Source organism: Pseudacidovorax sp. (assembly GCF_017991995.1).
In the GTDB taxonomy this organism is placed as follows: domain Bacteria; phylum Pseudomonadota; class Gammaproteobacteria; order Burkholderiales; family Burkholderiaceae_C; genus Xenophilus.
This window is the reverse complement of the sequence record NZ_JAGOPN010000016.1, coordinates 31,720-58,226: the sequence shown is the minus strand read 5'-3', so window position 1 is coordinate 58,226 and position 26,507 is coordinate 31,720. Positions and strand designations below refer to the sequence as shown.

25 protein-coding genes are annotated in these 26,507 nt (G+C 71.1%); 12 read left to right on the top strand and 13 right to left on the bottom strand.

All coding sequences use genetic code 11. The annotated features are described in order from the left end of the window. Positions 1 to 92: 92 nt before the first annotated feature. Both KBC94_RS20340 and KBC94_RS20335 read right to left on the bottom strand, forming a co-directional pair. The gene (locus KBC94_RS20340) at positions 93 to 1,046 is read right to left on the bottom strand and encodes a LysR substrate-binding domain-containing protein (RefSeq protein ID WP_294374301.1); all 954 of its coding nucleotides are present in this window, start codon (positions 1,044 to 1,046) and stop codon (positions 93 to 95) included. Between the two features lie 12 nt (positions 1,047 to 1,058). Beyond that, positions 1,059 to 1,955 (bottom strand): LysR family transcriptional regulator, encoded by an 897-nt coding sequence (locus tag KBC94_RS20335; protein WP_294374298.1) that lies wholly within the window; start codon positions 1,953 to 1,955, stop codon positions 1,059 to 1,061. Positions 1,956 to 2,062: 107 nt separating this feature from the next. Here KBC94_RS20335 and KBC94_RS20330 point away from each other — a divergent pair, with 107 nt between their 5' ends. Genes KBC94_RS20330 through KBC94_RS20300 form a run of 7 tightly spaced genes read left to right on the top strand, consistent with a single transcriptional unit; the run spans position 2,063 to position 8,575 of the window. Beyond that, complete coding sequence (locus tag KBC94_RS20330) at positions 2,063 to 2,617, top strand: VOC family protein (protein ID WP_294374295.1); 555 nt, start codon at positions 2,063 to 2,065, stop codon at positions 2,615 to 2,617. Beyond that, entirely contained in the window at positions 2,610 to 3,731 is a 1,122-nt protein-coding gene (locus KBC94_RS20325; protein ID WP_294374292.1) for an alpha/beta hydrolase, read from the top strand. Before KBC94_RS20330 ends, KBC94_RS20325 begins: the two co-directional genes overlap by 8 nt. A 19-nt stretch (positions 3,732 to 3,750) precedes the next feature. Continuing rightward, positions 3,751 to 5,424 (top strand): FAD-dependent oxidoreductase, encoded by a 1,674-nt coding sequence (locus KBC94_RS20320; protein WP_294374290.1) that lies wholly within the window; start codon positions 3,751 to 3,753, stop codon positions 5,422 to 5,424. After that, positions 5,421 to 5,621, top strand: coding sequence for a DUF2783 domain-containing protein (locus KBC94_RS20315; RefSeq protein WP_234195099.1), 201 nt, complete (start codon positions 5,421 to 5,423; stop codon positions 5,619 to 5,621). Before KBC94_RS20320 ends, KBC94_RS20315 begins: the two co-directional genes overlap by 4 nt. Continuing rightward, entirely contained in the window at positions 5,618 to 6,595 is a 978-nt protein-coding gene (locus tag KBC94_RS20310) for an MBL fold metallo-hydrolase (RefSeq protein ID WP_294374288.1), read from the top strand. The genes KBC94_RS20315 and KBC94_RS20310 overlap by 4 nt, the downstream gene beginning before the upstream one ends. Positions 6,596 to 6,638: 43 nt before the next feature. After that, positions 6,639 to 7,616 carry a tripartite tricarboxylate transporter substrate binding protein gene (locus KBC94_RS20305; RefSeq protein WP_294374286.1) on the top strand — a complete coding sequence of 326 codons (978 nt, stop codon included), beginning with the start codon at positions 6,639 to 6,641 and terminating at the stop codon, positions 7,614 to 7,616. Between the two features lie 14 nt (positions 7,617 to 7,630). Next, positions 7,631 to 8,575: an NAD(P)-dependent oxidoreductase gene (locus KBC94_RS20300; RefSeq protein ID WP_294374283.1), complete on the top strand. Its 945-nt coding sequence runs from the start codon at positions 7,631 to 7,633 to the stop codon at positions 8,573 to 8,575. Positions 8,576 to 8,593: 18 nt separating this feature from the next. Here the strand turns inward: KBC94_RS20300 and KBC94_RS20295 are convergent, their stop codons facing one another. From KBC94_RS20295 to KBC94_RS20275, 5 genes are all read right to left on the bottom strand, one after another. Further along, complete coding sequence (locus tag KBC94_RS20295) at positions 8,594 to 9,190, bottom strand: nitroreductase family protein (RefSeq protein ID WP_294374281.1); 597 nt, start codon at positions 9,188 to 9,190, stop codon at positions 8,594 to 8,596. A 281-nt stretch (positions 9,191 to 9,471) separates the two neighbouring features. Continuing rightward, positions 9,472 to 10,365 carry an alpha/beta fold hydrolase gene (locus KBC94_RS20290; protein WP_294374279.1) on the bottom strand — a complete coding sequence of 298 codons (894 nt, stop codon included), beginning with the start codon at positions 10,363 to 10,365 and terminating at the stop codon, positions 9,472 to 9,474. Positions 10,366 to 10,471: 106 nt separating this feature from the next. Beyond that, positions 10,472 to 12,571, bottom strand: a complete 2,100-nt coding sequence (locus KBC94_RS20285) for an acetate--CoA ligase family protein (RefSeq protein ID WP_294374275.1) — start codon at positions 12,569 to 12,571, stop codon at positions 10,472 to 10,474. A gap of 4 nt (positions 12,572 to 12,575) precedes the next feature. After that, positions 12,576 to 13,367: an enoyl-CoA hydratase/isomerase family protein gene (locus tag KBC94_RS20280; RefSeq protein ID WP_294374272.1), complete on the bottom strand. Its 792-nt coding sequence runs from the start codon at positions 13,365 to 13,367 to the stop codon at positions 12,576 to 12,578. 40 nt (positions 13,368 to 13,407) lie between these two features. Further along, complete coding sequence (locus KBC94_RS20275) at positions 13,408 to 14,391, bottom strand: tripartite tricarboxylate transporter substrate binding protein (RefSeq protein ID WP_294374270.1); 984 nt, start codon at positions 14,389 to 14,391, stop codon at positions 13,408 to 13,410. A gap of 159 nt (positions 14,392 to 14,550) precedes the next feature. Here KBC94_RS20275 and KBC94_RS20270 point away from each other — a divergent pair, with 159 nt between their 5' ends. After that, positions 14,551 to 15,351 carry an IclR family transcriptional regulator gene (locus KBC94_RS20270; RefSeq protein WP_294374267.1) on the top strand — a complete coding sequence of 267 codons (801 nt, stop codon included), beginning with the start codon at positions 14,551 to 14,553 and terminating at the stop codon, positions 15,349 to 15,351. A gap of 300 nt (positions 15,352 to 15,651) precedes the next feature. On the opposite strand, the gene KBC94_RS20265 is transcribed toward KBC94_RS20270, so the two are convergent. The 5 genes from KBC94_RS20265 to KBC94_RS20245 all read right to left on the bottom strand — a co-directional run bounded on the left by KBC94_RS20265 (position 15,652) and on the right by KBC94_RS20245 (position 20,102). Continuing rightward, entirely contained in the window at positions 15,652 to 16,548 is an 897-nt protein-coding gene (locus KBC94_RS20265) for an SDR family NAD(P)-dependent oxidoreductase (protein ID WP_294374264.1), read from the bottom strand. Positions 16,549 to 16,558: 10 nt separating this feature from the next. Beyond that, a complete protein-coding gene (locus tag KBC94_RS20260; RefSeq protein ID WP_294374259.1) occupies positions 16,559 to 17,539 on the bottom strand; it encodes a tripartite tricarboxylate transporter substrate-binding protein in 981 nt (326 codons plus the stop codon). A 61-nt stretch (positions 17,540 to 17,600) separates the two neighbouring features. Then, complete coding sequence (locus KBC94_RS20255; RefSeq protein WP_294374258.1) at positions 17,601 to 18,734, bottom strand: serine hydrolase; 1,134 nt, start codon at positions 18,732 to 18,734, stop codon at positions 17,601 to 17,603. 16 nt (positions 18,735 to 18,750) lie between these two features. Next, on the bottom strand, positions 18,751 to 19,662 hold the full coding sequence (locus KBC94_RS20250; RefSeq protein WP_294374256.1) for an NAD(P)-dependent oxidoreductase: 912 nt from the start codon (positions 19,660 to 19,662) through the stop codon (positions 18,751 to 18,753). Further along, positions 19,659 to 20,102, bottom strand: a complete 444-nt coding sequence (locus tag KBC94_RS20245; protein ID WP_294374253.1) for a carboxymuconolactone decarboxylase family protein — start codon at positions 20,100 to 20,102, stop codon at positions 19,659 to 19,661. Before KBC94_RS20245 ends, KBC94_RS20250 begins: the two co-directional genes overlap by 4 nt. A 137-nt stretch (positions 20,103 to 20,239) precedes the next feature. On the opposite strand from KBC94_RS20245, the gene KBC94_RS20240 reads away from it, so the two are divergent. Then, complete coding sequence (locus tag KBC94_RS20240; protein ID WP_294374249.1) at positions 20,240 to 20,953, top strand: GntR family transcriptional regulator; 714 nt, start codon at positions 20,240 to 20,242, stop codon at positions 20,951 to 20,953. A 3-nt stretch (positions 20,954 to 20,956) separates the two neighbouring features. Here KBC94_RS20240 and KBC94_RS20235 read toward each other — a convergent pair whose 3' ends face one another. Further along, positions 20,957 to 21,781: an SDR family NAD(P)-dependent oxidoreductase gene (locus KBC94_RS20235; RefSeq protein ID WP_294374243.1), complete on the bottom strand. Its 825-nt coding sequence runs from the start codon at positions 21,779 to 21,781 to the stop codon at positions 20,957 to 20,959. Between the two features lie 127 nt (positions 21,782 to 21,908). Between KBC94_RS20235 and KBC94_RS20230 the strand changes: the two genes are divergently transcribed. The 3 genes from KBC94_RS20230 to KBC94_RS20220 all read left to right on the top strand — a co-directional run bounded on the left by KBC94_RS20230 (position 21,909) and on the right by KBC94_RS20220 (position 26,501). Beyond that, positions 21,909 to 22,736, top strand: coding sequence for an N-acyl homoserine lactonase family protein (locus tag KBC94_RS20230; protein WP_294374240.1), 828 nt, complete (start codon positions 21,909 to 21,911; stop codon positions 22,734 to 22,736). Between the two features lie 203 nt (positions 22,737 to 22,939). Then, positions 22,940 to 25,267: a TonB-dependent siderophore receptor gene (locus KBC94_RS20225; RefSeq protein WP_294374239.1), complete on the top strand. Its 2,328-nt coding sequence runs from the start codon at positions 22,940 to 22,942 to the stop codon at positions 25,265 to 25,267. Between the two features lie 82 nt (positions 25,268 to 25,349). Continuing rightward, complete coding sequence (locus KBC94_RS20220; protein ID WP_294374236.1) at positions 25,350 to 26,501, top strand: alpha-hydroxy acid oxidase; 1,152 nt, start codon at positions 25,350 to 25,352, stop codon at positions 26,499 to 26,501. Positions 26,502 to 26,507: the final 6 nt, after the last annotated feature.

Genomic DNA, 26,507 nt, shown 5'->3' with positions numbered 1-26,507 from the left:
CCTTGAGTGGGAATGCACGGCAGTCTAGGAAGCGACGTGCCGAGGCCCCCATGACATCGGCGCGCGATGCCATAGCGGATCGGTATGCGGTGTTAACCCCGAGCCGCCCGCCGGGGGCGCCGCGGCGCCGCCGAGGATGGCAGGGCCGCCACCTGCTTCAGCAGTTCGTCGCGCAGGGCAGCGGCCGCCGGCGGCAGCAGTCCACGGCGACGCTGGTACAGCGCAAAGCTGCGCACCGCCTGCACCTCGCGAACGGGCAGCACCTCGATGGGCCGGGGCATCGGCTGCGCGCCGCCGAGCAGCAACCGGGGCATCCAGCTGAGGAAGCCGCGGGTCGCCACCAGCGCGCGGATGGCGTTGATCGAGCGCGCCTCCACCGCCACCGCCGGCGCGGGCAGGCCGTGGTCCCAGAAGAGCTGTTGCCATTCCTCGCGCGGACCCATGCGCCGGGGCGGCAGTACCCAGCGCTCGCCCCCCAGGTCGGCCAGGCCCACCGGCGAGCGCGCCAGCAGCCGATGGCCCGCTCCGCAGACCACATGGCAGCCCTCCTGCCAGCCGCTTTCCGAGACCAGCGCCACGTCCTCGTCCTCGGCCGCCGAAAAGCCCAGGGCCAGGTCCACCTCGCCCCGGGCCAGCGCCAGCAGCAGCTCGTCGGACAGCCCCTCCACGATCTGCACCTGCAGTGGCGGATGGGCCGCGAGCAGCCGCTCGATGGCCGGCGGCAGCAGGTGCTCCACGGCGCTGGAGACCGCGCCGATGCGCACCGTGCCGCGCGACAGGCCCAGCAACTCGTTGACCGCGCGCAGCGCCTCGTCCGAGCCGCTGAGCAGCAGCCCCGCATGCGGCACGAGCGCCTGCCCATAGCTCGTCAGCGCCATGCCGTGCGGATGGCGCTCGAAGAGCGGCACGCCCAGCTGCCCTTCCAGCCGCTTGAGCGTGCGGGTGAGGGCCGGCTGCGTCAGCGACAGCGCCTCGGCAGCCCGGCCCAATGAGCCGAGTTCGGCGATGGCCTTGAAGGCCTGGAGTTCGCGCAGGTTCAGCAGCATGGACGGCCCTCCTCAGGCAAGCGTGGGGTTGGCCAGCAGCATGTCCACGAAGCTGGCCGCGGCTGGCGACAGCGAGCGCCGGGCCGGCGTGTAGACGCACACCTCGCGGTGGAAGTCCGGCTCGGCCAGCCGCACCATCGCCAGGCCCCAGGCCCGCACCAGCGGCGCCGAATAGGTCGGACAGACCGTGAGGCCCAGGCCGCTCGCCACCATGCCGAGCGCGGTGGTCATGTACGACACCTCCTGTGTCTGCGGTCCGTTGAGCAGGGCGCGCACCTCGGCGTCCACCTCCGGCGCGATGCGCTGGCGGAAGTCGCGCGTCGGCGCGATGAAGGTCCAGGGGCCCAGCTCGCGCCAGCGCACGCTGCGGCGCCGGGCCAGCGGATGGTCCGCCGGGCAGATCAGCCAGTGGCGGTCGCGCAGCAGCGGGCGTCGCAGCACGGCCTCGTCCACCGGCATGTCCTGGCCCACGGCCACCTCCACGTCGCCCGCGCGCATGCCGGCCAGCAGCTGCTCGGGCAGCGTGTCGGAGACGCGCACCTCCACCTCCGGGTGGCGCTGCCGGTAGGCCGCCACTGCGCGCGGGATGAAGGTACAGGCCATCAGCTGGGGCGCGGCCAGACGAAGCAGGCCCTTCTTCTTGTCGCGCAGGTCGGTGACGCTCGCCACCGCGGTGCTCAGCTCGGCGAGCAGGCGGTGCACCGAGGGCAGGAACTCGCGGCCCGCCTCGGAGAGTTCGACCGCACGCGTGTGGCGATCCAGCAGCTGCACGCCCATCTCGCGCTCGAGCTCACGCACCAGCACGCTCAGGGCCGACTGGGTCAGGTGCAGCTGCCGCGCCGCCGCCGTGAAGCTGCCGGCCTCGGCCACGGCGGCGAAGGCGCGCAGCTGGCGCAGGGTGAGATTCATGGACTTCCTTCATCAATCGATGAATTTATTTCGATTGCATCATAGAAACGCCTCGTGCCCAATCGCGGCAACGCGGGCCCATGGCGGCCTCGCGAGACGGAGACACCATGCCAGAGCCCACCCCATCGCCGCACGACCCCGTGCCCATCCGCGGCCTGCACCACTTCGCCTGGCGCTGCCGCGATGGCGAGGAAACCCGCCGCTTCTGGGAGGACCTGCTTGGCCTACCGCTCGTGCACGTGATCAAGAACGAGCACGTTCCCAGCACCGGCGAACACTGCCCCTACGTGCACATCTTCTTCCAGATGCGCGACGGCTCTTACATCGCCTTCTTCGACCTGGGCGACGACACGGTGGCGGCCCCCTCGCCCAACACGCCCGCCTGGGTCAACCACATCGCGCTGCGGGTGGACACGGTGGAGGAGCTGCGCGCGGCCAAGGCCCGCATCGAGGCTGCGGGCGTGCCGGTGCTGGGCATCACCGACCACCACATCATCGGCTCGATCTACTTCTTCGATCCGAACGGCATCCGCGTGGAGCTGACCACGCCCACCGTGCCGCAGGCCGAGATGGACGCGCATGCCCGCCGGGCCCGCGCCGCGCTCGACGACTGGACCCAGCGCAAGGCCCGCCTGCGCGAGGTGCGCCCGCACCATGGCTGAGCCGCAACTCGCCGTCATCGACGTACGGCCCGGCGCCGCGCTGGAAAGCCAGTCGGGCCTGCAGATGCTGCGGCCGCGCATCTACGGCGCCTGGATGGCACCGCCCGGTGGCGCACGGGTGGCCGCCATCGTCATGCATCCGACCAGCAACTTTATGGGCCACTACCTGATCGGCCCGCTGGCCGAGCGCGGCGTGTGCTGCCTGGGCCTCAACTCGCGCTACATGGGCAACGACACCGTGCTGCTGATGGAGCGGGCCATCCAGGACCTGGGCGCGGGCGTCCAGTTCCTGCAGTCGCAGGGGTACGACCGGGTGGTGCTGATCGGCAACTCGGGCGGGGCGGCGCTGGCCAGCTTCTACCAGGCGCAGGCCGAGCAGTTGACGGCCACCCACCTGCCCGACGGCGACCCGAGCGGCCTGCATCCGGCCGACCTGCCGCCGGTGGCCGGCATCGCCCTGTGCGCGGCGCACCTGGGCCGCAGCCGGCTGCTGGCCGACTGGATCGACCCCTCGGTCACGGACGAGCACGACCCGCTCTCCGTGGACCCGGCGCTCGACATGTACGACCCCCGCCATGCGCGGCCCTACAGCCCGGCCTTCCTGGCGCGCTTCAAGGGCGCCCAGCAGGCCCGGCTGCAGCGCATCGAGCAGTGGGTGCTGGCCCGCCTCGAACAACTGCGCGCCACGCCCGGCGCGCCGCGCGACCAGGCCTTCATCGTCTACCGCACCCATGCCGATCCGCGCTGCGTGGACCTGTCGCTGGACGCCAACGACCGTGCGCCCGGCAGCGTGTGGGGCGACGCGCGGCAGGTCAACTATTCGGCCAACGCCATGGGCCGCACCACCTCGCTCACGGCCTTCCTGTCGCAGTGGTCCTCGCGCTCGCAGGCGGACGGGCCCACCAACCTGGCCCGCACCACCTGCCCAAAGCTGCTGCTGACCTACACCGCCGACCAGTCCACCTTTCCCAGCACGCGCGACGCCTGGCTGGCGGCGGGTGGCGGCACCATCCGCAACGTCGACATCGTGGGCGGCAACCACTACCTGGCTGGCCAGCCGCACCTGGTGCGCGAAGCGGCGGATGCCATCGCCGCCTTCTGCCACGCCCTCTGAACAGGGAGCGCCTTCCACCATGGACGCCTTCACCTTCGCCCCACCCTACGAACTGCCGCAGTGGCCCTTCGTGCCATCGCCCGAACTTTCGGCAGGCGAGGCCGGACGCCATCCGGTCGTGATCGTCGGTGGCGGCCTGTCGGGCCTCACGCTGGCCTGCGACCTGGCCAGCCGCGGCATCCGCAGCGTGCTGCTGGACGAGGACGACACCGTCGGCGTGCGCGGCGCCTCGTCGCGCGGCATCTGCTACGCGCAGAAGAGCCTGGAGATCTTCGCGCGGCTGGGCATCTACGAGCGCATCGCGGCCAAGGGCGCCACCTGGTCCTTCGGCCGGACCTTCTCGGGCGACACCGAGGTCTACAGCTTCAACCTGCGCACCGACAGCGTCTCGGCGCAGCCGCCCTTCATCAACCTGCAGCAGTTCTACGTGGAGTGGTTCCTGGTGGACCGCATCCTCGAACTGGGCCTGACCGACCTGCGCTGGAAGAACCGCGTGCTGGAGGTGGAACCGCAAGACGACGGCGTGCGCCTGCAGGTCGAGACACCCGCGGGCCGCTACGCCCTCGACGCCGATCACCTGATCGACGCCACCGGCGCGAACAGCCCGATCCGCACCCAGCTGGCCCTGCCGGCCCATGCCTCGCGCAGCACCGACCGCTGGTGCATCAGCGACGTGCGCTTCAAAAAGCCGCTGCCCGTCGAGCGCTGGACCTGGGTGGACGCGCCCTTCAACGAAGGCCGCGGCGTGTGGCAGCACCTGATGGCCGACGGCGTCTGGCGCATGGACTACCAGATGCCCGAGGACGCCGACCCCGCCGAGGTCAGCCTGCCCGAGGTGGCCGCCGCCCGCCTGCGCGAGCAGCTGGGGCCCGACGTGGACTTCGAGTTCGTCTGGATCGGCCCCTACGGCTACCGCGACCATCTGCTGGAACGCTTCCGCCACGGCCGCATCTTCTTCATCGGCGACGCGGCCCATGTGGTCAGCCCCTTCGGCGCGCGTGGCGGCAACACCGGCATCCAGGACGCCGCCAACCTGGCCTGGAAGCTGGCCCTGGTGCTGAGCGACCAGGCGCCCGCCACCCTGCTGGACAGCTACGACGCCGAGCGCCGGCCCGCGGCCGTGCAGAACCTGGCGGTGACCAGCCGCTCGGCGCGCTTCCTGGCGCCGCGGTCGCCCGCCGAGCATGTGCTGCGCCGGGCCGTGGTCGCACTCGCCGCGCGCCATCCCTTCGCGCGCAGTCTGGTCAACACGGGCCGCATGTCGGTCGCCAACGACTACCCGCCCTCGCCCTGGCAGCCCAGCGGCAGTCGGACGGTGCAGAACGTGCCCCTGGCCGATGCGCAAGGCCAGTCCACCTCGCTCGCGGCGCTGCTGCGGCCCGGCACGCACTGGCTGGGCCTGTGGCATGCGCCCGGGCCGGCGCAGGTGGATGCGGCCCTGGGCGCCGTCGCCGGGCGGCCGATCCGGCTGGTGGCGGTGGGCCCGCGTGCCGATACCGCCTGCGGCCTCCCCGGCCATGCGGCGGGTGCGGCCGAACTCGCACACCTGGGCCTGCAACAGCCCGGCAGCCTGCTGCTGGTGCGCCCCGACGCCTACCGCGCCGCCTTGCTGCCCGCCGCCACGGCCGACGGCCTGCGCCAGGCGCTCGACACCGCCCTGACGCCCGCTGTCCCTTCCACGCCCGCCCCATGATCACCGAGCCCCACATCCCCGACCCCGACGGCTTCTATGCCGCCCTGCTGCAGGCCCATGAGGGCCTGAGCGAGGCGCAGAGCGCCGACCTCAATGCCCGCCTCGTGCTGCTGCTGGCCAACCAGTGCGGCGACCAGCAGGTGCTGCTGGACTGCATCCGCGCCGCCGCCCTCGACACCGACACCCCTGCCCCATGACCGCCACCACCGCGCCCGCCACCGTCTCCTTCGCCTCGGCCTCCGACACCCGCGAGCAGAAGCCGCGCCTGACCCTGCTGGCGCCCGACGTCTATGGCTACATCAGCGACTTCGATCCCAACTGCGGCTTCGTCGTCGCCGAGGACCAGGTCGTGCTGATCGACACCCGGCCCACGCCGCGCATGGCGCGCGACTTCCTGGCGGCCATCCGCAGCGTCACCGACAAGCCGGTGCGCACCATCGTGCTCACGCACTACCACGCCGTGCGCGTGATGGGTGCCAGCGCCTTCGACGAGGTGCAGGCCATCATCGCCAGCCAGGGCACGCTGGACTGGATCCGCACCCGCGGCCAGGCCGACTTCGACTCCGAGGTGGGCCGCTTTCCGCGCCTGTTCGAAGGCGTGGAAGAGATCCCGGGCCTGACCCTGCCCACGATCAGCTTCGACAGCCGCATGAGCCTGTGGCTGGGTGGCGGCCGCGAGCTGCAGCTGCTGGCGCTGGGCCGCGGCCATTCCAGCGGCGACACCGTGGCCTGGCTGCCGGAGGCCGGCGTGTGCTTCTCGGGCGATGTCGTGGAGAACCGCTGCGGCGTCTATGCCGGCGATGCCTACATCCGCGACTGGGCGGCCACGCTCGACGCCGTGGCCGCCCTGCACCCACGCACCCTGGTGCCCGGCCGCGGCGCCGTGCTGCAGGGCGAGGCCGCCTGCACCGAGGCCATCCGCCTGACGCAGGACTTCCTGGCCACGCTGCTGGGCGCCGTGCAGGCCGGCATCGACGCCGGCGAATCGCTCAAGGGCTGCTTTGCGCGGGCCGAGGCGGCCATGGTGCCGCGCTTCGGCGACTGGCCGGTGTTCCGCCATGTGCTGCCCTTCGACGTCTCGCGCGCCTACGACGAGCTCACCGGCACCGAGCATCCGGTCGTGTGGACCGCCGAGCGCGACCGCGCGCTCTGGCAGGCGCTGCACGGCTGAGCGCGCATTCCTTCGCATCGATCACAACACAGGAGACAACCCCATGACCCGCTTCTTCCACCGCCTGGGCGCTGCCCTGGCCCTGGCCGCCGCCACCGCCGGTGCCGCGCTGGCCCAGGGCGCCTATCCCAGCCAGCCCATCAAGTGGCTGGTGCCCTATGCCGCAGGCGGCGGCACCGACAGCATCGCGCGGCAGCTGGCCGACGCCATGCAGCCCTCCATCGGCCAGCCGGTGCTGATCGACAACCGCCCCGGCGCCTCCACCAACATCGCCGTGGGCCTGCTGATGCAGGCCAAGCCCGACGGCTACACCGTCATGCAGGCGGAGAACGCGGCCCTGCTCTTCAACGAGCACATGTTCGCCAAGCTGCCCTACAAGCCGGCCTCCGACTTCACCTACATCGGCGCCATCGGCCGCATCCCGATCGCGCTGGTGGTGCGCAGCGACTTCCAGGCGCAGAACCTGCAGCAGTTCGTCGCCTATGTGAAGGCCAGCGGCGACAAGGCGAGCTACGGCTCGCCCGGCATCGGCACGCCGCACCACATGGCCATGGAGCTGCTCAAGCAGAAGGCGGGCCTCACCATCACGCACGTGGCCTACAAGGGCGCCGCCCCCGCGCTGCAGGACATGATGGGCGGCCAGGTGCCGATGATGATGCTGGACCTGGGCACCGCCCTGCCCTACCTCAAGAGCGGCAAGCTGCGCGCCCTGGCCATCGCGCTGCCCCAGCGCGCCAAGGCCCTGCCCGACGTGCCCACCTTCAACGAGCTGGGCTACCCGGAGGTCAACGCCTTTGCCTTCCACGGCCTCATCGGGCCGGCGGGCATGCCGGCGCCCGTCGTCGAGAAACTCAACGCCGAGCTGCGCAAGGCGCTGCAGGCGCCGCGCGTGCAGCAGGTGTTCGGCGAATTCGGCTTCGAGGCCCTGCCGGGCACGCCCAAGGAGTTCTACGACATGGCGCGCGCCCAGAGCGCGTACTGGGGCCAGATCATCCGCACGTCCGGCGTGCAGCTGGATTGATCGGGACTGCCGGCATGCCCGCCCTGGCTTCCCCGCCCGCCGCCCTGCGCGTCGGCTTCATCGGCGTGGGCGTGATGGGCGGCCCCATGGCCGGCCACCTGGCCCGTGCCGGCCACGCCGTGGCGGTGCACGATGCGCAGGCCGGCGTCGCGACCGCCCTGGCCGAGGCTCAGCCGGGCCTCCGCCCCTGCGCCACGGCCTGCGAGGTGGCCCGCCACAGCGACATCGTCGTCACCATGCTGCCCAACGGCCGCGTCGTGCGCGACGTGGTCTTCGCGCCGGAGACGGGCCTGCTGGCCGGCTGGCAGGCGGGTGGCCTGCTGCTGGACACCTCCTCGGCCGAGCCCTGGCTCACGCGCGAGACGGCCGAAGGCCTGGCGGCCCGCGGCATCGCCATGGTGGACGCGCCCGTCTCGGGCGCGGCCTGGGGCGCCCAGGCGGCCGAGCTGGTCTTCATGGTGGGCGGCACCGCCGCGGACGTGGCGCGCGTGCGGCCCCTGCTGGACGCGATGGGCCGCGCGGTGTTCCACCTCGGAGGGCTGGGCGCCGGCCACACGATGAAGTGCCTGAACAACCTGGTGACGGCGCTGACGCTGACCGCCACCGCCGAGGGTCTGGCGCTCGGCACACGGGCCGGGCTGGACCCGGCCGTGATGACGCAGGTGCTCAACGAATCGACCGGCGGCTCGTGGATCACCCGCACCCACATCGACCAGCGGGTGCTCAGCCGGCGCTTCGACGACCCGTTCAAGCTCGAACTGATGCTCAAGGACATGGGCATCGCGCTGGACCTCGCCAAGTCGCAGGACATGCCCGCGCCGCTCAGTGCCGCCGGCCTGGCGCTGTGGCAGGCCGCGGACGAGGCGCGAGGCCCTGGCGCGAGCGTCTCCGAACTGGTGCGCTGGGTGGAGACGCAGATGGGCGTGGAGATCCGCAGCCCGTCCGCTGGCGCGGCCTGAGCCGCGCCGCGGTGCGGATCAGGCCTGCGCGCCAAACTTGCCTTCGAAGGCCGACTCCGCCAGCGGCCGGCGGTCGCTCGGCACTTCACGCGCGCGGATGCCTTCGGGCAGCACGGCCGGATCGCCCTTCCGGCCCACGGCCACGACGGTGTCGATGGCGTACATCTCGGGCAGGCCGATGGCCGTGCGCAGCTTGCCGGCGTCGAAGCCGGCCATGGCATGGGCCGACCAGCCCGACAACTGCGCCTGGAAGGCCAGGCTGGCCCAGGCGGCGCCAGCATCGAAGGCATGCGAGGCGTTGGCCACCGGCTCGGTCTTGCCCGGGAACACGGCTTCGCGGGCCGAGGCGATCACCACCAGCGCGGCGGCGCGCTTCGTCCACATCTGGTTGAACTCGACGAGGCTGTCGAAGATGGGCTGCCAGGCGGCCGTATCGCGGCGCGCGTAGATGAAGCGCCAGGGCTGCACGTTGTAGGCGGAGGGCGCCCAGCGCGCGGCTTCGAGCAGGCTCATGAGAGCGGGCTCGGCGATGGCCTCCTCGGTGAAGGCGCGCGGCGACCAGCGCTCGGTGAACAGGGGATCGATGGGATGGGCGGGTTGACGGGGGTTGCTCATTCGAAAAACTCCAGGGGAAGGGACACACGTGCAAGCGGCATGCCCGGCAGGCAGGCGCGCACCGGCCCGGACGCCGCGGTCGGGTCCGGGCTGCACGCCCAGTGGGCGGATGCGCCGCGTCAAATCATGCCATCCCCGGGTATCGGGCCGCTGACGCTGTCGTGCTCGCGGCCAGGACGTGGGCGGGCCAATCTTGCTGTGATCGGCCAGCACGACACAGCGGCGCGAGGCCGCCACCATGGCGAGCGCCGCCTCGGCCTTGCACGGCGCGGGCGGCGCCTTCAGTCCACGCCGAGCGCATCGCGCAGCCAGGCATCGACCTGCGCTGCGGCCTCGTACTGGACCCAGTGCCCGGCGCCGGGAATGACATGCGTCGGACAGCCGACGAGCGCCGCGGCTTCGGCCGGATCGGCCGTCACGTCGTGGGCGCCCCACACGGCCGCGACCGGACCGGCATGGGCCGCCAGCACCGACTGCAGGCCGCCAGCCCGCGACAGCCGTTTGCTGCGAAAGCGGGTGGCCTGGCAGGCCCGGGTGTGCACGGCCAGCGCCTCGTCGTCAATGGCGGCCTCGTCGTGCAGCATGTGCATGAGCAGGTTGTGGCGCATGATGGCCGCAAGCGCCGCATGGTCCTGCGCCTGGGCGGCGGCATGCCAGTCATGCAAGGGGCCGCGCGGACGGCGGGCGCCGCCATGGCCGGCGGGGCCGAGCAGGAGCAGGTGATGGATGCGCGCGACCGTCTCGTCCGAGGCCGCGGCCGCCCGGGCGGCCAGATGCGCCGCGACCAGTCCGCCGAAGGAGAAGCCGGCCAGGTCGACGCCTTGCTTGCCAGCGCCCGGCAACTGCGCGATGCCGGCCATCAGCCGCTCGACCAAGGTGTCGAAGCTGCCCTCGTCGAGCGCGTCGGAATCGCCGTAACCCGGCATGTCGGGCACCCACACGGCGCGGTCTGCGGCCAGCGCCTCGATGTTGCGGACCCAGTGCATCCAGTTGCCATGGCCGCCATGCAGCAGCACCAGCGGGGCCCGCCCCGTGTGGTGGGTTCCCCAACCGCGCCAGCGCACGCGGCTGCCGCTGGGGCCGGTGTCCAGCTGCCGCGCCAGGGCGTCGAGCCGGCTGGCGCGCGGTGCGCGTGGGGCGAAGTCGGTGGGGGGCGGCGAAGGATCTGGCGTCATGGGCTGAGTGTGCTGCGAACGGCTTGACCTGCCGGCCGGCCTTGCGCCCTCTCCCCTCGTGGGAGAGGGGCGCACGGCGGCGCGTCTGACGAGGCGTTTCAGCCATTCAGGCCAGCACCAGCACGCCGTCGGCCGCGCGCACACCCTGGCCCTCGGGCAGCACGAAGACCGGGTTGATCTCGGCCTCCACGATGCGCTCGCCCAGCTGTGCGGCCATGGCGGAGAAGGCCACGATGGCGTCGACCAGCGCCGCGACGTCGGCCTTGGGCCGGCCGCGGAAGCCGTCCAGCAGCGGCCAGGTCTTGAGTGACTGCGCCATGGCCAGCGCATCGGCGCGGCCGAGCGGCAGGAGCCGTCCGTCCTGCTGGGACAACAGACGCAGGGTCGTGTCCTGGAACAGCTCGGCCGTGACGCCGCCCATGCCCAGCAGCACGGCCGTGCCCAGCGCATCGCGGTGCAGGCCCAGGATCAGCTCGGTTCCGCCCGAGACCATCTGCTGCACCAGGAAGCGCTGCGGCAGCACGCCCGCGCGGGCCTCGACCTCTGCGGCCATCTGCGCCAGGCGCGGCCCGACGGTTTGCGCGTCCAGGCCGACCGCCACGCCGCCGACGTCGCTCTTGTGCGTGATCTGCGAAGACAGGATCTTGAGCACCACGCGCCCGCCCAGCGCGCGCGCCGCCGCCTCGGCCTCGCGCGCATCGTGCACCACCCGTTCGGCCGCGCAGGGCACGCCGAAGCGGGCGAACACGGCCTTGGCCGCGGCCTCGTCCAGCGAGCCGCTGGGCAGATCGCCGGCATCGACGGGCACCCCCGCGGCTACCCCGTCGGCGGGCACTTCGAAGCCGGCGACATGCAGCATGCCGGCCAGCGCTGCCGTGCAGCTTTCGGCCGCCGCGAAGGCCGGCACGCCACGGCGCGTCAGCAGCGCGCCGATCTCCGGCGCATGCGGGCTCACGTAGGCCATCACCGGCTTGTCGGAATCGGGCAGGCAGTCCTGGATGGCCCCGGCCAGCAGCTCGGGCATGGCCAGACTGGAGCTGCCCACGATGATCACCAGCGCGTCGTAGCTGGGGCTCGCCAGCAGCGTGCGGATGGCGCCTCGCAGCAGGTCGGGCCGCAGGCCGGCCAGCGTCACGTCGATGGGGTTGCGGTCCAGCACGGCCTCGCTGCCGGTCTGCAGGGCGCGCAGCGCCTGGGCCGTGGCCGCATCGGGCGCGGGCGTCTCGAAGCCGGCCACGCCCAGGTCGTCCGACACCAGCGTGCCCGCGCCCCCGGTGGAGGTGAGGACGGCCACGCGCCGTCCCTGAAGCTGCCGGCCTGTGGCCAGCGCTGCGGGAATGTCCAGCAGATCCGAGAAGCTCTGCGCGCGGATCACGCCCACCTGGCGGAACAGCGCGCCGTACATGCGGTCGGCCCCGGCCATGGCGCCGGTGTGCGAGACGGCCGCCTGCGCGCCGGCCTCGGAGCGGCCGATCTTGAAGGCCACCACCGGCTTGCCGGCGCGCGCCGCCTTCAGGCAGGCCGCCCGGAAGCGCGCCGGATTGCGCACCGCCTCCACATAGAGCGCGATGACCCGCGTGGCCGGGTCGTCGGCCAGGTGCTCGATGAAGTCGGCCAGCTCCAGGTCGACCTCGTTGCTGGTGGCGATGAGCTTCGACAGGCCGATGCCCCGCGCCGCCGCGCGCGACAGCAGCGAGCCCAGGATGCCGCCGCTTTGCGACACGACGCCGATGCCGCCCACCGGGAAGTGGTCCATCTCCAGCGCGCCGGACGGCGAGAGCACGATGCCGTCGGTGAGGTTGACCAGGCCGATGGTGTTGGGCCCCAGGATGCGCATGGACCCCGCGGCCTCCATGAGCTGCTGCTGGCGCCGCGCGCCCTCCTCGCCCGTCTCCGTGTAGCCGCTGGCCAGCACGATGGCGGCCGCACAGCCGCGCTCGGCCAGTTCCTTCACGGCCAGGTGGGCGCGCTCGGCGCCCAGCAGCACCACGGCCACTTCGGGCACCTCGGGCAATGAGGCGATGTCGGGATAGCAGACCAGGTCGTCGATCTGTGCCACCTTGGGATTGACCGGCAGGATGCGCCCGGCATAGCCGTGCTTGCGCAGGTAGGCCACGGGCCGGCCCGAGGTCTTCTTCGGATCGGCCGAGGTGCCGATCACGGCCACGCTGCGTGGCGACAGGAGTCTGGCGATGGCGTCGCTCACGGCCTCACTCCTTGGCGGCCGTCTTGGCCAGGAAGGCCTCGACCGAGGCGCGGTGCTCGCTGCTGGTGTAGCAGATGCCCTGCGCCTGGCTGCCCTGGGCGAAGACGTCGTGCGCCGACAGCTCGAAGCTCTGGTCGAGGATGGACTTGGTCAGCGCCAGCGCGGTGGACGACGCGGAGGACAGCTCGGCGGCCCAGGCCTGGGCGTCGGCCAGCAGCGTCTCGGCCGAGGTCTTGCGGTCCACGATGCCCAGTGCGAGTGCTTCGTCCACCTTCACCTGGCGGCCGGTGAAGATCAGCTCCTTGGCCTTGGGCAGGCCCACGCGGCGCGGCAGGAAGTACATGCCACCGCCGTCGGGGATGATCCCGCGGTGGATGTACGACCAGGTGAAGCTGGCCCATTCGCTGGCGATGATGAAGTCGCAGGCCAGCGCCGTGTCCGCGCCCAGGCCCGAAGCGGCGCCATTGACGGCGGCGATCACCGGCTTGGGGCAGGTGTGCAGCAGGGCCTGCACCTGGTGCACGCGCTGCTGGCGGTGCCAGCCGTTGAAGCCCACCTCACCGGTGGGCGCATTCATGCGCCGCTGCATGCCGGCGATGTCGCCGCCAGCGCAGAAGCCCTTGCCGGCGCCGGTCAGCACCAGGGCGCGGATGGCCTTGTCGGCGCCCACATGCTCCAGCGCATGGGCGAACTCGCGGCGCATGTCGTCGCTCATGGCATTGCGCTTGTCGGGCCGGTTGAGCGTCAGGGTGGCGATGGCGTTGTCGACCGAGAGGGTGATGAAGTCGTAGGTCATGGCGGGGTTCCAAGGCGGGGTGGCGGGGGCCGGTTTCTGTTCAATCCGGCTTGATGCCGTTCTCTTTGACGATGCGGGTCCAGCGGGCCTCTTCGGCCTGCACGTAGGTGGCCAGTTCGGCGGGCGGGCCGCCGCTGACCACCAGGCCTTCGTGTTCGATCTTGCGGGCGAAGTCGGGCGTGCGCACCGCCTTGCGGGCGGCGGCGCCGAGGCGCTCGATGACGGCGGGCGGCGTGCCGGCGGGCACATAGAGCCCATACCAGCTTTCCATCTGGTAGCCCGGCACGGTGGCGGCGATGGCGGGCACTCCCTTGAAGGCCGGCGAGGGCTCGGGCGTGGTCACGCCCAGCGCGCGCAACCTGCCGCCATCGACGAAGGTGGAGGCGGCGGCCGCGGTGGCGAACATCATGTCCACCTGCCCGCCCAGCAGGTCGGTCAGGGCCGGGCCGGCGCCCTTGTAGGGCACGTGCACCAGCTTCACCTTGGCCAGGTTGGCCAGCATCTCGCCCGCCAGGTGGGCCGAGGTGCCCGTGCCCTGGGACGCATAGGTGAGCTTGTCGGGCCGGGCCTTCGCCGCCGTGACCACGTCGGCCACCGACTTGAAGGGGCTGTCGGGCCGCACCAGCAGCACATTGGGGCCGCGACCGATCAGCATCACGGGTGCGAACACGGCATTGCTGCCATAGGGCAGTTTGGGCTGCAACGATGGATTGACCGCATGCGCGAAGGAAGCGACCACCACCGAGTAGCCGTCGGGCGCGCTCTTGGCCACGTTGTCGGTGCCGATCATCGTGCCGGCGCCGGGCTTGTTGTCGACGATGACCGGCTGGCCGAGGTCCTTGCCCATCTCCTGCCCCAGCGTGCGGGCGATCAGGTCGGTGCCGCCGCCGGGCGAGAAGGGCACGACCAGGCGGATCGGATGGTCGGGGTAGGCGGCCGATGCGGCACCCGCCAGGCCGAGGGCGCCGACGGTGCCGAGGGCGAAAAGACAGGCGCGCCCTGCGTGCAAAAGTCGTCGAATCATGGTGTGTCTCCTTGTCGGGATCGATGCCCGAATGCACTGTCAAGCAGCACCCGGCCATGCGGCAACTCTAGGAGCATTCAAGCTTCGGAAAGCGCAAGCTGTTCCACTCAGTGGAATCACCGTAAGCTTGCCATCCCCTGCATTTGCGCCCTCCCTCCCATGCCTGGAGCCATCGATAGCCTTACGGAAAAGCCCGGCCTCTCTCCTGCCAATCGCTCGCTGGAGCGGGGTATCGCCCTGCTGCGCGCCTTCAGGCCGGGCTCGGAACTTCTGGGCAACAGCGACCTGGCTGAACGTACCGGCCTGCCCAAGGCAACGGTCAGCCGGCTGACGCAGACGCTGGTGGGCTGCGGCCTGCTGCAATGGGAGGCTGCATCGCGCGCCTACCGGCTGGCGCCGCCCGTGCTGAGCCTCGCGCACGCCATGCGGTCGGGTTCGCGCGTGCTCGCCGTGGCCGCGCCCCACATGCACGCGCTGGCCGAATCCCGGCGCATCAACGTGGGCCTGGCCGCGCCGGATGGCGACGAGATGGTCTACCTCGAATCCATCCGCTACGCCCGCCGAGTCGCGCTGCGGCATGTGGTGTCGGGCCAGCGCGTGCCGATGGAGCTGACCTCGCTCGGCCGCGCCTACCTGGCCGTGGCGCCCGCGGCCCGGCGGCGGGACATCCTGCGCGCGGTCGCGTCACGGCGCGGCCCGCAATGGCCCGCCCTCTCGCACGAGATCGAGGAAGCCACCCAGCAGATCCGCAGCCGCGGCTTCTGCGCGGCCTCGTGGCAGCCCGAAGTGGTGGCGCTGGCGGCTCCGCTGCCTTCGGCCGACGGCGCGGCCTATGTGCTGAACGTGAGCCTGTCCACGCCCTTGCCGATGGAGACGGTGGCGCAGGAACTGGGAGATGCACTGCTGGGACTGTCGGAGAAGGTCGCCCAGGCGTGGGCGGCCGACCTGCGGCCGCGCTGAGCCCGGCGCCATCATCCATTTGGCCGAGTAGCCACGATGCACCGACGGCTAGATTGCCCGGACCGCCGCCGAGACGCGCGAGGGAGGAAAGCGCAGGAGGGACCGACCACCCACAGAAGGGCCGCACGGGCACCGCGGCGAGGCAGAGAAAGCAGCCTTCCTCGCCCACCCGTTGCAGCCATCCTGTTCCCTGCCACGGGAGCAGGTGCGCTTTTTTGCAGGGGTCGTCGGGTGTGAAAGCACCCGGCGACCCATTTTTTTCTGGGCGTGTGCACGCCGGACCACGCCCGGCAAGTCCATTCACGCGCCGGGATCGCGCGGCTGCTGCGCCAATGCCTCGGCCGTCGCCTGGTCGAACCAGCGGATGTAGCTGAGCCGACCCTCGTCTGTCACGGTCTCGTCCGGAAAGGACGCCAGCATTTCCTCGGCAAAGGCCTGCACATGGGCCTTGTTCTCGGCATGGGCGATCACGTACGGATCGTTGCGACGGATGGCGCGCACCACCTGCCGGCCGATCTCCAGCGGATCGATGCCGATCTCCTGCAGCGAGGGCATGGAGCCCTTGCGATGGTCGGCCGTTTCGAAGTGCGCAGGGCGCAGGCGATGCGAGTCGCGCACGTTGGTGCGCGTGGCGCCGGGGCAGACCTCCGTCACGCCGATGCCGTACTGGCCCACCGACAGCCGAAGCGACCCCGACAGACCATGGATGGCGAACTTGGTGGTGCTGTAGATACCGCCCCAGGCCGGCGCCGGCACCAGGCCCGCGATGGAGCCGGTGTTGACGATGTGGCCGCCCTCGCCGTGCGCGCGCAGCTTGGGCAGGAAGCTCACGATGCCGTGGATCACGCCGTAGAGGTTGACGCTCAGCAGCCAGTCCCAGTCGCCGTAGGTGGCCTGGTCCATGGGCAGGTAGCCCGTGACCCCGGCGTTGTTGCACAGCACGTGGATCTTGCCGAAGGCAGCCTCGGCCTCGTCGGCCGCACTGCGCATGGCTTCCCGGTCGGCCACGTCCAGCTTCATGAAGCGCACCTTTTGCGACTGTGGCGCCAGCACTTCGCGGGCGTGGGCCAGGTGCGCGTCGCTGAGGTCGGCCACGATCACGTTCATGCCTTCGGCGAGGAAGGCGCAGGCCATGCCCAGGCCGATGCCGCTGGCGCCGCCGGTCACGAAGGCGGTCTTCCCGTGGAGGTCCTTCATCTTGCCGGTTTCATTCCAGCGCCAGGTTCATCGACCTGGCGGCGGCTGCCCACCGATCGCTGTCGACCTTCAGCACGGCAGCGAAGTCCTCGGTGGGCGCGGCGCGCTGCAGCGACAGGCGCTGCAGCAGATCGCCCACGTCCTTCGACTGCATGGCGCCCGCGATGGCTTGCCTGAGCGTGGACGCCAGCGGCGCCGGCAAGGCCTTGGGCGCGATCACGCTGTGGCGGTCTTCCACCACGATGTCGTAGCCGGACTCCTTCAGCGTTGGAATGTCCGGCATCACGGCCGAGCGGTCGCTGCCGGTCAGGGCCAGCATGCGCAGCTTGCCCGCCCGAAGGTGCTCGATGCCGCCGGCCAGCGAGCTCACGCCCACCGGGATTTCGCCCGACAGCAGCGCCAGGAAGCTCGGCGCATCGCCCTGGTAGGGCACCAGCTGCCAGTTCAGCCCGGTCTGGCGGCCGATGAGTTCGGCCGCCATGTGCGGCGTGGAGCCGATGCCCGGCACGCCGCAGCTCTTCGCCTTGGGGTTGTCCTGCATCCACTTGACCAGGTCGGGCAGCGTCTTGACGCTGGCGGGCGTGCCGGGGCCGGCGTAGAGGCCCAGGTCCAGGCGCGCCAGCGGCAGCAGTGGCTGGAAGTCGCGCACCAGCTCGTAACGCACGCTCTTGTACAGGTGCGGCGCCATGGTGATCACCGAGGCCGGCGTGACCAGCAGCACCGTGCCGTCGGCCGGCGCGCTGCGCACATAGTCGGCCGCCAGCCGGCCGCCGGCACCGGGCTTGTTGTCCACGATCACGGTGGTGCCCAGCGAGGCCTTCAGCGGCTCGGCCAGGGCGCGCGCGATCATGTCGGCCGCGCCCCCGGGAGGGAAGCCCACCACCAGGCGCACGGGCCCCTTCACGGTCTGAGCGGCAGCCGGCCAGGCGCAGGCCGCGGCCAGCGCGCCTGCGCCGGCCAGGAAATGACGACGGTCGATGTGCTTGTTCATGTCTTTGTCTCCTGTGGTTCTTTGAATCGGCGGGCCACGGCATGGCCGCGATGGCGCGCCCTCATGCAAGCGCGCCCACGGCCATGTCCGACAGCCGCTGGAAGCGCTCGATGTTGGCCGCCTGCGGCAGCAGGCCGGTCGTCAGGCAGACGAAGCTCAGGTCCAGCTCGGGGTCGACCCAGAACATGGTCGAGCCGGCGCCATAGTTGCCGAAGGTCTGCGGCGTGGTGAGCGTGCCGAACTGGTGGTGCACGATGCCCTCGCCCCGCAGGCTGAAGCCCAGGCCGATGAAGGCCGGCGGCGGCGTCCAGCCGGCGCGCAGGGCCACGCCACGGTAGAGCTCGTTGTGCATGTCGCCGGTGTGGTTCTGCCGCGCCAGCTGCAGCATGCGCGGGGACACGATGCGCGCGCCGTCGAGCGTGCCGCCCCGGCGCAGCATTTCGGCGAAGCGCCAGACGTCGCCGGCCGTCGAGCAGGCGCCCACATGGGCGGCATCGTTGACCTCTTCCTCGAACAGGCTGTGGCGACCCGGCTGCGTGCGGCCGCGCACGGCGATCGGCACCACGCCGCGGATGTCCGGCACGACCTTGCGGGCCCGCAGGTCGGGCCGCACGCCGAGCGAGGTGTCGCGCATGCCCAGCGGCTCGAACAGGTCCTCGCGGGCGATGTCGCGGAAGGCGCGACCCTGCGGGTCGGTGCGGCGCAGCAGCTCGCCCATGAGCACATGGTTGACCACCGGCGCGTAGTCGCAGCGCGCGCCGGGCTCGACGATGCCGTGCACGTTCTCGCAGACGGCCTGCAGCAGCTCGCCCAGGTCGTCCTCGAACATGTCGGGCTTGGGCGTCCACACGCCGGGCATGCCGGCGGTGTGGGTCAGCAGGTGGTAGAGGGTGGCGCGGTCACGCGGGGCGCCACCGAACTCCGGAATCAGCTCGGCCACGCGCGTGGTCAGCGAAAGCCGGCCCAGCTCCACTGCGCGCAGCACCAGCAGGTTGGTGAAGGCCTTGGTCAGCGAGAACAGGCTGAAGACCGAGTCGGCGGCCAGGCGCTTGTCGTGCGCCGCATCCTGGAAACCGATGGCGGCTTCCAGATCCAGCCGGCCGCCGCGGCCGATGCGGATGACGGCGCCGTGGTAGTGGCCGCGCTGCACGTCGGCCGCGATGGCGGCCTGCAGGTTGTCCAGTCGTTCGTTCATGGGATCGGGCATCCGGTCAATGCAGCTGCGTGTGGCTGCGCTCGGCCACCAGGCGGGCCACCTCGGTGTGGTCGGCCGTGGGGCCCAGAGCCTGCAGCGCCTGCTGCCAGAGCGCCAGCACCTGCGCGGCCATGGGTGCGTCGGCCTCGGTCTCGCGCGCCAGGCCGGCGGCGATGCCCAGGTCCTTCACCATCAGCGGCAGCAGGAAGTTGCCCTGGTAGCTGCCCGACAGCACGAAGGGCTTGAACTTGTTCTGGGTGCTGTTGTTGGCGCCGGTGGATGCGTTGAGCACGTCCAGCATCACGGCCGGATCGAGCCCGGCCTTGCGGCCGATGGCCAGCACCTCGCTGGCGATCCAGAAGCCGGCCGCCGATGCGAGGTTGTTGAGTGCCTTCATGGCCTGGCCGCTGCCCAGCGCACCGGTGCGGAAGATGGCCCGCGCCATCGGCTGCAGCACGGCGCTGGCGCGCTCGCAGTCGGCATCGCTGCCACCCAGCATGATGGCCAGGTCGCCCTTGCGGGCGCGCACCACGTTGCCGGAGACCGGCGCATCGACCATGCCCACGCCCTGCGCGGCCAGTCGCTCGCCGATGCGGCGCGTGGCCGAAGGCTCGCCCGAACTCATGTCGATGAGAAGCTGGCCTGCCCGGGCCGACGCGGCGGCGCCGTTCGTGCCGTCCGCACTGCCGTCGCCGAACAGCAGCTGCGCCAGATGCGCGCTGGTGGGCACCATGGTGATGACCACATCGCAGCGGGCGAAGACCTCGCCCGCACTGACGGCAGCCACCATGCCAGTCTCCGTGGCCAGCCGCCGGGCCGCCTCGGGCCGGATGTCGAAGCCCACCACCGCCACGTCGGCGCGTCGCAGCGTGGCCACCATGGGCTCACCCATGGTGCCCAGTCCGATGAAGCCGAGCGGCTGCGTCATTCGATGGCCCCGATCTCTTTGAGCACCTCGCGGGCGGCCTTGGTGCTGTCCAGCGCCGCGGGCACGCCGCAGTAGATGCATGCCTGCAGCAGCACGGCCTGGATCTCCTCCACGCTCACGCCGTTGTTGATGGCGCCGCGCACATGCAGCTTGAGCTCTTCCTTGCGGTTGAGCGCGGTGAGCATGGCGATGTTGAGCATGCTGCGCGTCTTGTGAGGCAGCGCCGGGCTGCCCCAGGCCTCGCCCCAACACCACTCGGTGATCATCTTCTGCAGCGGGCGGGTGAAGTCGTCCGCCGCCTGGATCGACTTGTCCACATACGCATCGCCCAGGACGGCCTTGCGCAGGGCCAGGCCCTGGTCGAACAGCGGGCTCTGCCCAGGCGGGGGAAAGCCGTTGCGGTCGGCGCCCTGCGGGCTGCCGGATGGCGTGTCGCTCATGCGGATCCTTCGTTTCAGTTTTGTACGACAGTATGTCAATCACCCGTTTTTCGTCGTACAGCGTTTTCCCGCAGTCCGGCTTGCGCGCGGCCATGCGGCGCTATCCTTGGCCGATCCGCTCCCTTTGCAGACCGCCCATGACGATCGCGCCATCCGCTGCCCATCCCTCGCCCATCGTCCGCATCGCGGCCTCGGCCGCGCCCCTGCGCCAGCAGGTGGTGAGCGCTGTGCGCGATGCGGTGGCACAGGGCCGCTACCTGCCCGGCGAACGGCTGGTGGAACGGGAGCTGTGCGAGCTGATGGGCGTCTCGCGCACCTGCCTGCGCGAGGCACTGCGCGAGCTGGAGAACGACGGCATCGTCACCAGCGTGCCCAACCGCGGCGTGATCGTGAGCACCATCGGCCTGCGTGATGCCCGCGAGATCTACGAGATGCGCGCCGTGCTCGAAGGCCTACTGGCCGAGCGCTTCGCCAGGCTGGCCAGCTCGGCGCACATGGCGGCGCTGGAGCAGGCGGTCGAGGCTCTGGCCCAGGCCTACGACAGCGGCGCCGGCCTGCTGGAGGCCAAGCGCGCCTTCTACGAGGCACTGATCGGCGGCGCCGACCACGACCTGGCGGCCTCGATGCTGCGCAGCATCCAGCTGCGGGCCAGCCAGCTGCGCAACATGACCCTGTCCGACCCTGACCGGGCACGGCACAGCATCAGCGAGATCCGGCAGTTGCTCAAGGCACTCAAGAAGCGCGACCCAGTGGCGGCGCAGGCCGCTGCCCACAAGCATGTGCAGAACGCCGGCGCGCTCGCGCTTCGGCTGCTGGAGCGCTCGGCGCCGCAGGCCGCAAGCGGCGATTGACGCTCAGTCCACCGCGCCCAGCGAGGCGCCGCCGTCGATCACGATCTGCTCGCCGGTCACGAAGCTGGAGGCCTCGGACGCCAGGAACAGCGCCAGCCCCTTGATCTCCTCGGTGCTCGCCATGCGGCCCAGCGGCACCAGCTTCGCGTGCGCCGCCTGCACGGCGGGATCCTGCATGCGTCCATTGGCGATGTGGGTGACGAAGGGGCCGGGCGCGATGGCGTTGACGCGGATCCGGTAGCGCGCCAGCTCGAGTGCCGCGGTGCGCACCAGATGCGCAGCGCCCGACTTGGCCGCCATGTAGGCCATGCCCACGCCCGGCGCCGGACGCACGGCGGAGATGGAGGTGGTGACGACGATGCGCCCACCCCGCCCCTGCGGCTTCATCACGCGCGCCGCCGCGCGGATGGCATAGAACACCGCATCCAGGCTGACGCCGATCACACGGTGCCAGCGCTCGTCGCTGTAGTGCTCGATCGCATGCTCGGGCAGCCGCTGGCCGCGGTCTGAAAAGGCCATGAAGCCCGGCCCCGGGTCGATGCCGGCGTTGGCGAAGACGATGTCCAGGCCGTGCGCCGCGGCGGCCTCGTCGAAGGCGGCGTCCACGGCGGGGCGGTCGGTCACGTCCAGCACGCGGCCGCGCACGGACAGGCCCTGGGCCGTCAGGCGAGCCACCTGGCGCTCGATGCCCGCGGCGTCCATGTCGAGGAGGGTGACCGTCGCGCCCTGGCTGGCCAGCGCCTCGACCATGGCCAGGCCGATGCCGCTGGCGCCGCCGGTGACGATGGCACCCTGGCCGCGCACGTTGAAGACTTGTTGAAGATCCATGGTCGGGAGGGCGCGGGCATGCCCGGCTCGCGTTGGAGGTTTGTCTGATGATCCCTTAGTTTCGTACGATTGTCATACAGGAATATCCCGGTGGCTGCGAATGCAGCATGGCTGCAAACTCGCGGCCATGACCGACGCCTCCCGCCCTGCCTGTGCCGTCCAGCACGAGGTCTATGCCATCCGCTACGGCCACCATCGGCGCGTCGCGGCGCAGAACTTCATCGAGGCGCCGGCCGATCCGCAGGCACCCATGCCCATGGACTACTTCGTGTGGCTGATCAAGTGCCCGGACGGTCGTCACGTCGTGGTGGACACGGGCTTCGACGCGCAGGCCGCGGCCCGCCGCGGGCGCGAGATGCTGCGCCCACCCGAACAGGGCCTGGCTCGCCTGGGCGTCGATGCCGCTGAGGTGGGCGATGTGGTTGTCACGCACCTGCATTACGACCATGCCGGCAGCACCGCCACCTATCCCCGCGCCACCTTCTGGGTGCAGGAGAAGGAACTCGGCTTCACCACCGGCAAGTACATGTGCCACAGCTTCTTCCGCCTGGCGTACGAGCAGCGCGACGTGCATGCCATGGTCGGCCACCTGTTCGAGGAGCGCGTGCGTGTGGTCGATGGCGACGTCGAACTGCGCCCGGGCATCCGCCTGCGCTGGGTGGGCGGGCACACGGCGGGTTTGCAGGTTGTGCAGGTGCACACCGCGGCGGGCTGGGTGGTGCTGGCGTCGGACCTCTTTCACTACTACGCCAACCGCGACAAGGGCTCGCCCTTCCCCATCGTCTATCGGCCGGACCAGAGCCTGGACGCCTTCGGCCGCGTCGGCGACTGGGCCTCGCACGAGTCCCTGATCGTGCCTGGGCACGATCCGCTGGTCATGCAGCGCTTTGCCCCCGATCCGCGCGACGCCGACTTCACGGTGCGGCTTTGGGAGCCGCGCTGCAAGCAGGACTGAGGCCCTCACGGGCCTGACTCCGTCGTGCAACGCGGGCACCAGGCGTGCCCAGCTGTTGCGGTACCACAACGAAAAGAGGGATCTTCTGTAAAGCGTCTGTAAAGCACGAGTTCTCCAGGACCAAAACGCCCCTCCGCAGAACGGAATGCGAACGATTGCCAATGAGAATCGCGTCCGCTTACAAACCCACGGAGCGGAGAACCATGAAAAACAACGCGACGCGCCGGCCCCGGAGCCTGCGTATGGCCGACGGCCTGGCCGCCAGCCTGTCCACCGCAGCCCTGCTGCCCTTGGGCGCTATGGCCCAGACCGCCGCCCAGCCGCCCGCCGCCGCCCTGCCGGCGGTGACGGTGCAGGAACAGGCCATCGACCCCAACCCCAATGCCGAAGGCGGCGCGCCCTACAAGGCCCGCACCTCGGGCGACACGCGCCACACCCGGCCGCTGGCCGAGACGCCGCAGACCATCTCGGTGGTCACCAAGACGGCCATCGACGATTCCGGCGCCACCGATCTCAAGCAGATCCTGGCCGCACAGCCGGGCATCACGCTGGGCACCGGCGAGAACGGCAATGCCTTCGGCGACCGCTACATCATCCGCGGCCAGGAAGCCCGCAGCGACGTCTTCGTCGACGGCCTGCGCGACCCCGGCATGACCACGCGCGAGAGCTTCGCCATCGAGCAGGTCGAGATCACCAAGGGCCCCAACTCCAGCTTCGCCGGCCGCGGCTCGGCCGGCGGCGCGATCAACGCGATCACCAAACAGGCCACGCTGGACTACGACTTCTACCGGATCTCGGCCGGTGCCGGCACCGACAAGTACCACCGTTTCACGGCCGACCTGAACAAGGGCTTCACCGACCAGTTCGCCCTGCGCGCCAATGTACTGACCGGCAAGGAGGGCGTGCCCGACCGCGACGGCTCCACCCGCCGCCGCGACGGCCTGGCCCTGTCGGGCCTGTGGGAAGTCAACAAGGACCTGTCGGTCACGCTCGACTACTACGGCCTGCGCGCCAAGGACAAGCGTCCCGACCTGGGCAGCTACCTGGTGGGCACGGCCCCCTTCCGCTATCCGGCGAAGAACGTGCCGCTCTATGCCCAGGCCAACGACTTCCTGCAGTCGGACGTGGACACCGTCACCGCCCGCGTGCAGTACCGCTTTGCCGACAACCTTAAGCTCAACAGCCTGACGCGCTACGGCCGCAGCGAGAACGCCTACGCCACCACCGGCGCCTCCAGCCGCACGGTCTATCCGCTGGGCAGCAACCAGGGCTACGTCGCGGGCACGCTGGACAACGGCCACACCGGATGGCAGGACGTCACCTACTTCGCCCATCAGAGCAACCTGCGCTGGGACACCGAGATCGCCGGCCGCAAGAACGAGTTCATCTTCAGCTTCGAGTACACCGACCATGAGGTGATCTCGGGCGGCTACAACATCACCAACGCCGGCGCCTACAACTGCCGCAACGCCACCACCAGCCGCGTGAACAACGCCTGGTGCATCACCGATGCGCTCGGCAACGCGGTGGCTGGCGTCAACTACCTGGCCAACCGCAGCTACACCCGCACGCCGCGCACCCGCGATTGGCATGTGAAGTCCACCGGCCTGAGCGTGATGGACACGGTGGACCTGACCGACCGCATCACCGCCTTCGGCGGCCTGCGCGCCGACTACACCGACTTCCGCCTGATCACCACCAGCGCCTCCACCGGCTTGGCCACCGGCAACTACGGCTACACCGACACGCTGTGGAACGGCCACCTGGGCCTGTCGTACAAGCTGAGCGAGGCCGGCATGGTCTACGCCAGCTACGGCACGGCGCAGGACATCAACGGCGGCGAGTCCGACACCGGCACCAGTGCCGGCTACGGCGGCCTGGTGATCTACCAGGGCAGTGCCGCGGGTGCCAAGCCCGAGACCTCCGAGAACCTGGAGATCGGCACCAAGTGGAACCTGCTGAACAACAAGCTGCTGTTCACGGCCGCCGCCTTCCGCACCACCAAGAAGGACGTGATGGAAGGCGCCAACTACGACGCCGTCGGCACCTTCAACACCGGCAAGAACCGGGTGCAGGGCGTGGAGTTCGGCCTGGTGGGCAACGTGACCGACAAGCTCACGGTGCAGGCCGGTGCCACCTTCATGAAGTCGAAGGTGCTGGCCTCGGCCACGGCCACCAACGTGGGCCTGCCGCTGTCCAACTTTGCCGACCGCGCCGCCACGCTGCAGGCCAAGTACCAGCTGACGCCGGACCTGTCCATCGGCGGCGTGGCCCGCCACGAGAGCAAGCGCTGCGGCGGCCAGCCCGACACCGGTGCCGGCTACACCAACGGCGTGTGCGCACAGCCCGTGCCCGGCTTCACGGTGTATGACCTGTTCGCCTCGTACCGGCTCAACAAGCACGCCGACATCCGCCTGAACGTGCTGAACGCGACCGACAAGGACTACTACACGGCGGTCTACCGCTCGGGCGCCTTCCTCTACAAGGGTGACGGCCGCGCCGTGCGGGTGACCTTCGACTACGAGTTCTGACGGTCGGGCGGCGGGCGGGCGCAGGCCTGCCCGGCCGCCGCGTCTGCTCCAATGCCGGGCTCAGCCTGACGTTCTCAATCCGATGTCCTCGCCCCCGCCGTCCGCCACCACGGCACCGTCCGACCGGATCCCGCCCGGCATCCTTGCCGCGCGCGACTATGAGCGGCTGGCCGGGCAGTTCATTCCCGCGGACCGGCTGGCCTACATCGCCGGCGGCAGCGGCGAGGACTGGACGGCGCAGGCCAACGTCGCCGCCTTCGGTCGCTGGTCCGTCGTGCCGCGCGTGCTGCGCGACCTGCGCGCCGGCCACACCCGGATGCGCGTCGGGGCCGAGGAATGGGCCCAGCCCATCGGCCTCGCGCCCGTCGCCTTCCAGAAACTGGTGCATCCCCGTGGTGAGCTGGAGACGGCCCGCGCCGCCGCCGCCACCCACACGGCCCTGCTGCTGAGCACGCTGGCCACCACGCCGCTGGAGGACGTGGCCCGGCTGCTGCCGGCCCAGGACGCCCTTCCCCGACCCTGGTTCCAGCTCTATCTGCAGCCGCGGCGCGAGGACACGCTGGCCCTGGTGCGCCGCGCCGAAGCGGCCGGCTACGGGGCCATCGTCCTCACGCTCGATGCCAGCATCCAGCTGGCCAGCCATCGGGCCTTGCGCGCGGGCTTCCGCATGCCGGCGGACTGCGTGCCGGCCCACGGCGCTTCAGCCGCAATGGCACCGGCGGTGCCCGAAGGGGCCAGCCGCATCTTCCAGGGCGCCATGGCGCTGGGGCCGCGCGCCGAGGACCTCGCCTGGCTGCGCACTGCCACGCCGCTGCCGGTGTGGGTCAAGGGCGTGCTCGATCCCGCGGACGCGCGTGCACTGGCCGACGCCGGGTGCGCCGGCCTCGTCGTCTCCAATCATGGCGGCCGCACCATGGATGGCGTCGCGCCCAGCCTGTCTCTGCTGCCCGCCGTGCGTGAGGCCGTCGGCCCCCACGTCCAGCTGCTCTTCGACGGCGGCATCCGCAGCGGCGCCGATGTGTTCAAGGCGCTGGCCCTGGGCGCCAACGCGGTGCTGGTCGGGCGCCTGCAGCTCTATGCATTGGCCGCGGCCGGTGCGCTGGGCGTGGCCCACCTGCTGCGCCTACTCGGCGAAGAGCTCCAGGCCTGCATGGCCGTGGCCGGCTGCGCCCGCATCGCGGACATCGGCCCGGACCGGCTGCTTGCCGTGCCGGACTTCAACGCGACCCCCTGAGGCCCC

Coding starts and splice junctions, on each gene's coding strand:
- KBC94_RS20340 (WP_294374301.1), bottom strand. CDS start 1,046: ATGCTGCTGAACCTGCGCGAACTCCAGGCCTTCAAGGCCATCGCCGAA.
- KBC94_RS20335 (WP_294374298.1), bottom strand. CDS start 1,955: ATGAATCTCACCCTGCGCCAGCTGCGCGCCTTCGCCGCCGTGGCCGAG.
- KBC94_RS20330 (WP_294374295.1), top strand. CDS start 2,063: ATGCCAGAGCCCACCCCATCGCCGCACGACCCCGTGCCCATCCGCGGC.
- KBC94_RS20325 (WP_294374292.1), top strand. CDS start 2,610: ATGGCTGAGCCGCAACTCGCCGTCATCGACGTACGGCCCGGCGCCGCG.
- KBC94_RS20320 (WP_294374290.1), top strand. CDS start 3,751: ATGGACGCCTTCACCTTCGCCCCACCCTACGAACTGCCGCAGTGGCCC.
- KBC94_RS20315 (WP_234195099.1), top strand. CDS start 5,421: ATGATCACCGAGCCCCACATCCCCGACCCCGACGGCTTCTATGCCGCC.
- KBC94_RS20310 (WP_294374288.1), top strand. CDS start 5,618: ATGACCGCCACCACCGCGCCCGCCACCGTCTCCTTCGCCTCGGCCTCC.
- KBC94_RS20305 (WP_294374286.1), top strand. CDS start 6,639: ATGACCCGCTTCTTCCACCGCCTGGGCGCTGCCCTGGCCCTGGCCGCC.
- KBC94_RS20300 (WP_294374283.1), top strand. CDS start 7,631: ATGCCCGCCCTGGCTTCCCCGCCCGCCGCCCTGCGCGTCGGCTTCATC.
- KBC94_RS20295 (WP_294374281.1), bottom strand. CDS start 9,190: ATGAGCAACCCCCGTCAACCCGCCCATCCCATCGATCCCCTGTTCACC.
- KBC94_RS20290 (WP_294374279.1), bottom strand. CDS start 10,365: ATGACGCCAGATCCTTCGCCGCCCCCCACCGACTTCGCCCCACGCGCA.
- KBC94_RS20280 (WP_294374272.1), bottom strand. CDS start 13,367: ATGACCTACGACTTCATCACCCTCTCGGTCGACAACGCCATCGCCACC.
- KBC94_RS20275 (WP_294374270.1), bottom strand. CDS start 14,391: ATGATTCGACGACTTTTGCACGCAGGGCGCGCCTGTCTTTTCGCCCTC.
- KBC94_RS20270 (WP_294374267.1), top strand. CDS start 14,551: ATGCCTGGAGCCATCGATAGCCTTACGGAAAAGCCCGGCCTCTCTCCT.
- KBC94_RS20265 (WP_294374264.1), bottom strand. CDS start 16,548: ATGAAGGACCTCCACGGGAAGACCGCCTTCGTGACCGGCGGCGCCAGC.
- KBC94_RS20260 (WP_294374259.1), bottom strand. CDS start 17,539: ATGAACAAGCACATCGACCGTCGTCATTTCCTGGCCGGCGCAGGCGCG.
- KBC94_RS20255 (WP_294374258.1), bottom strand. CDS start 18,734: ATGAACGAACGACTGGACAACCTGCAGGCCGCCATCGCGGCCGACGTG.
- KBC94_RS20250 (WP_294374256.1), bottom strand. CDS start 19,662: ATGACGCAGCCGCTCGGCTTCATCGGACTGGGCACCATGGGTGAGCCC.
- KBC94_RS20245 (WP_294374253.1), bottom strand. CDS start 20,102: ATGAGCGACACGCCATCCGGCAGCCCGCAGGGCGCCGACCGCAACGGC.
- KBC94_RS20240 (WP_294374249.1), top strand. CDS start 20,240: ATGACGATCGCGCCATCCGCTGCCCATCCCTCGCCCATCGTCCGCATC.
- KBC94_RS20235 (WP_294374243.1), bottom strand. CDS start 21,781: ATGGATCTTCAACAAGTCTTCAACGTGCGCGGCCAGGGTGCCATCGTC.
- KBC94_RS20230 (WP_294374240.1), top strand. CDS start 21,909: ATGACCGACGCCTCCCGCCCTGCCTGTGCCGTCCAGCACGAGGTCTAT.
- KBC94_RS20225 (WP_294374239.1), top strand. CDS start 22,940: ATGAAAAACAACGCGACGCGCCGGCCCCGGAGCCTGCGTATGGCCGAC.
- KBC94_RS20220 (WP_294374236.1), top strand. CDS start 25,350: ATGTCCTCGCCCCCGCCGTCCGCCACCACGGCACCGTCCGACCGGATC.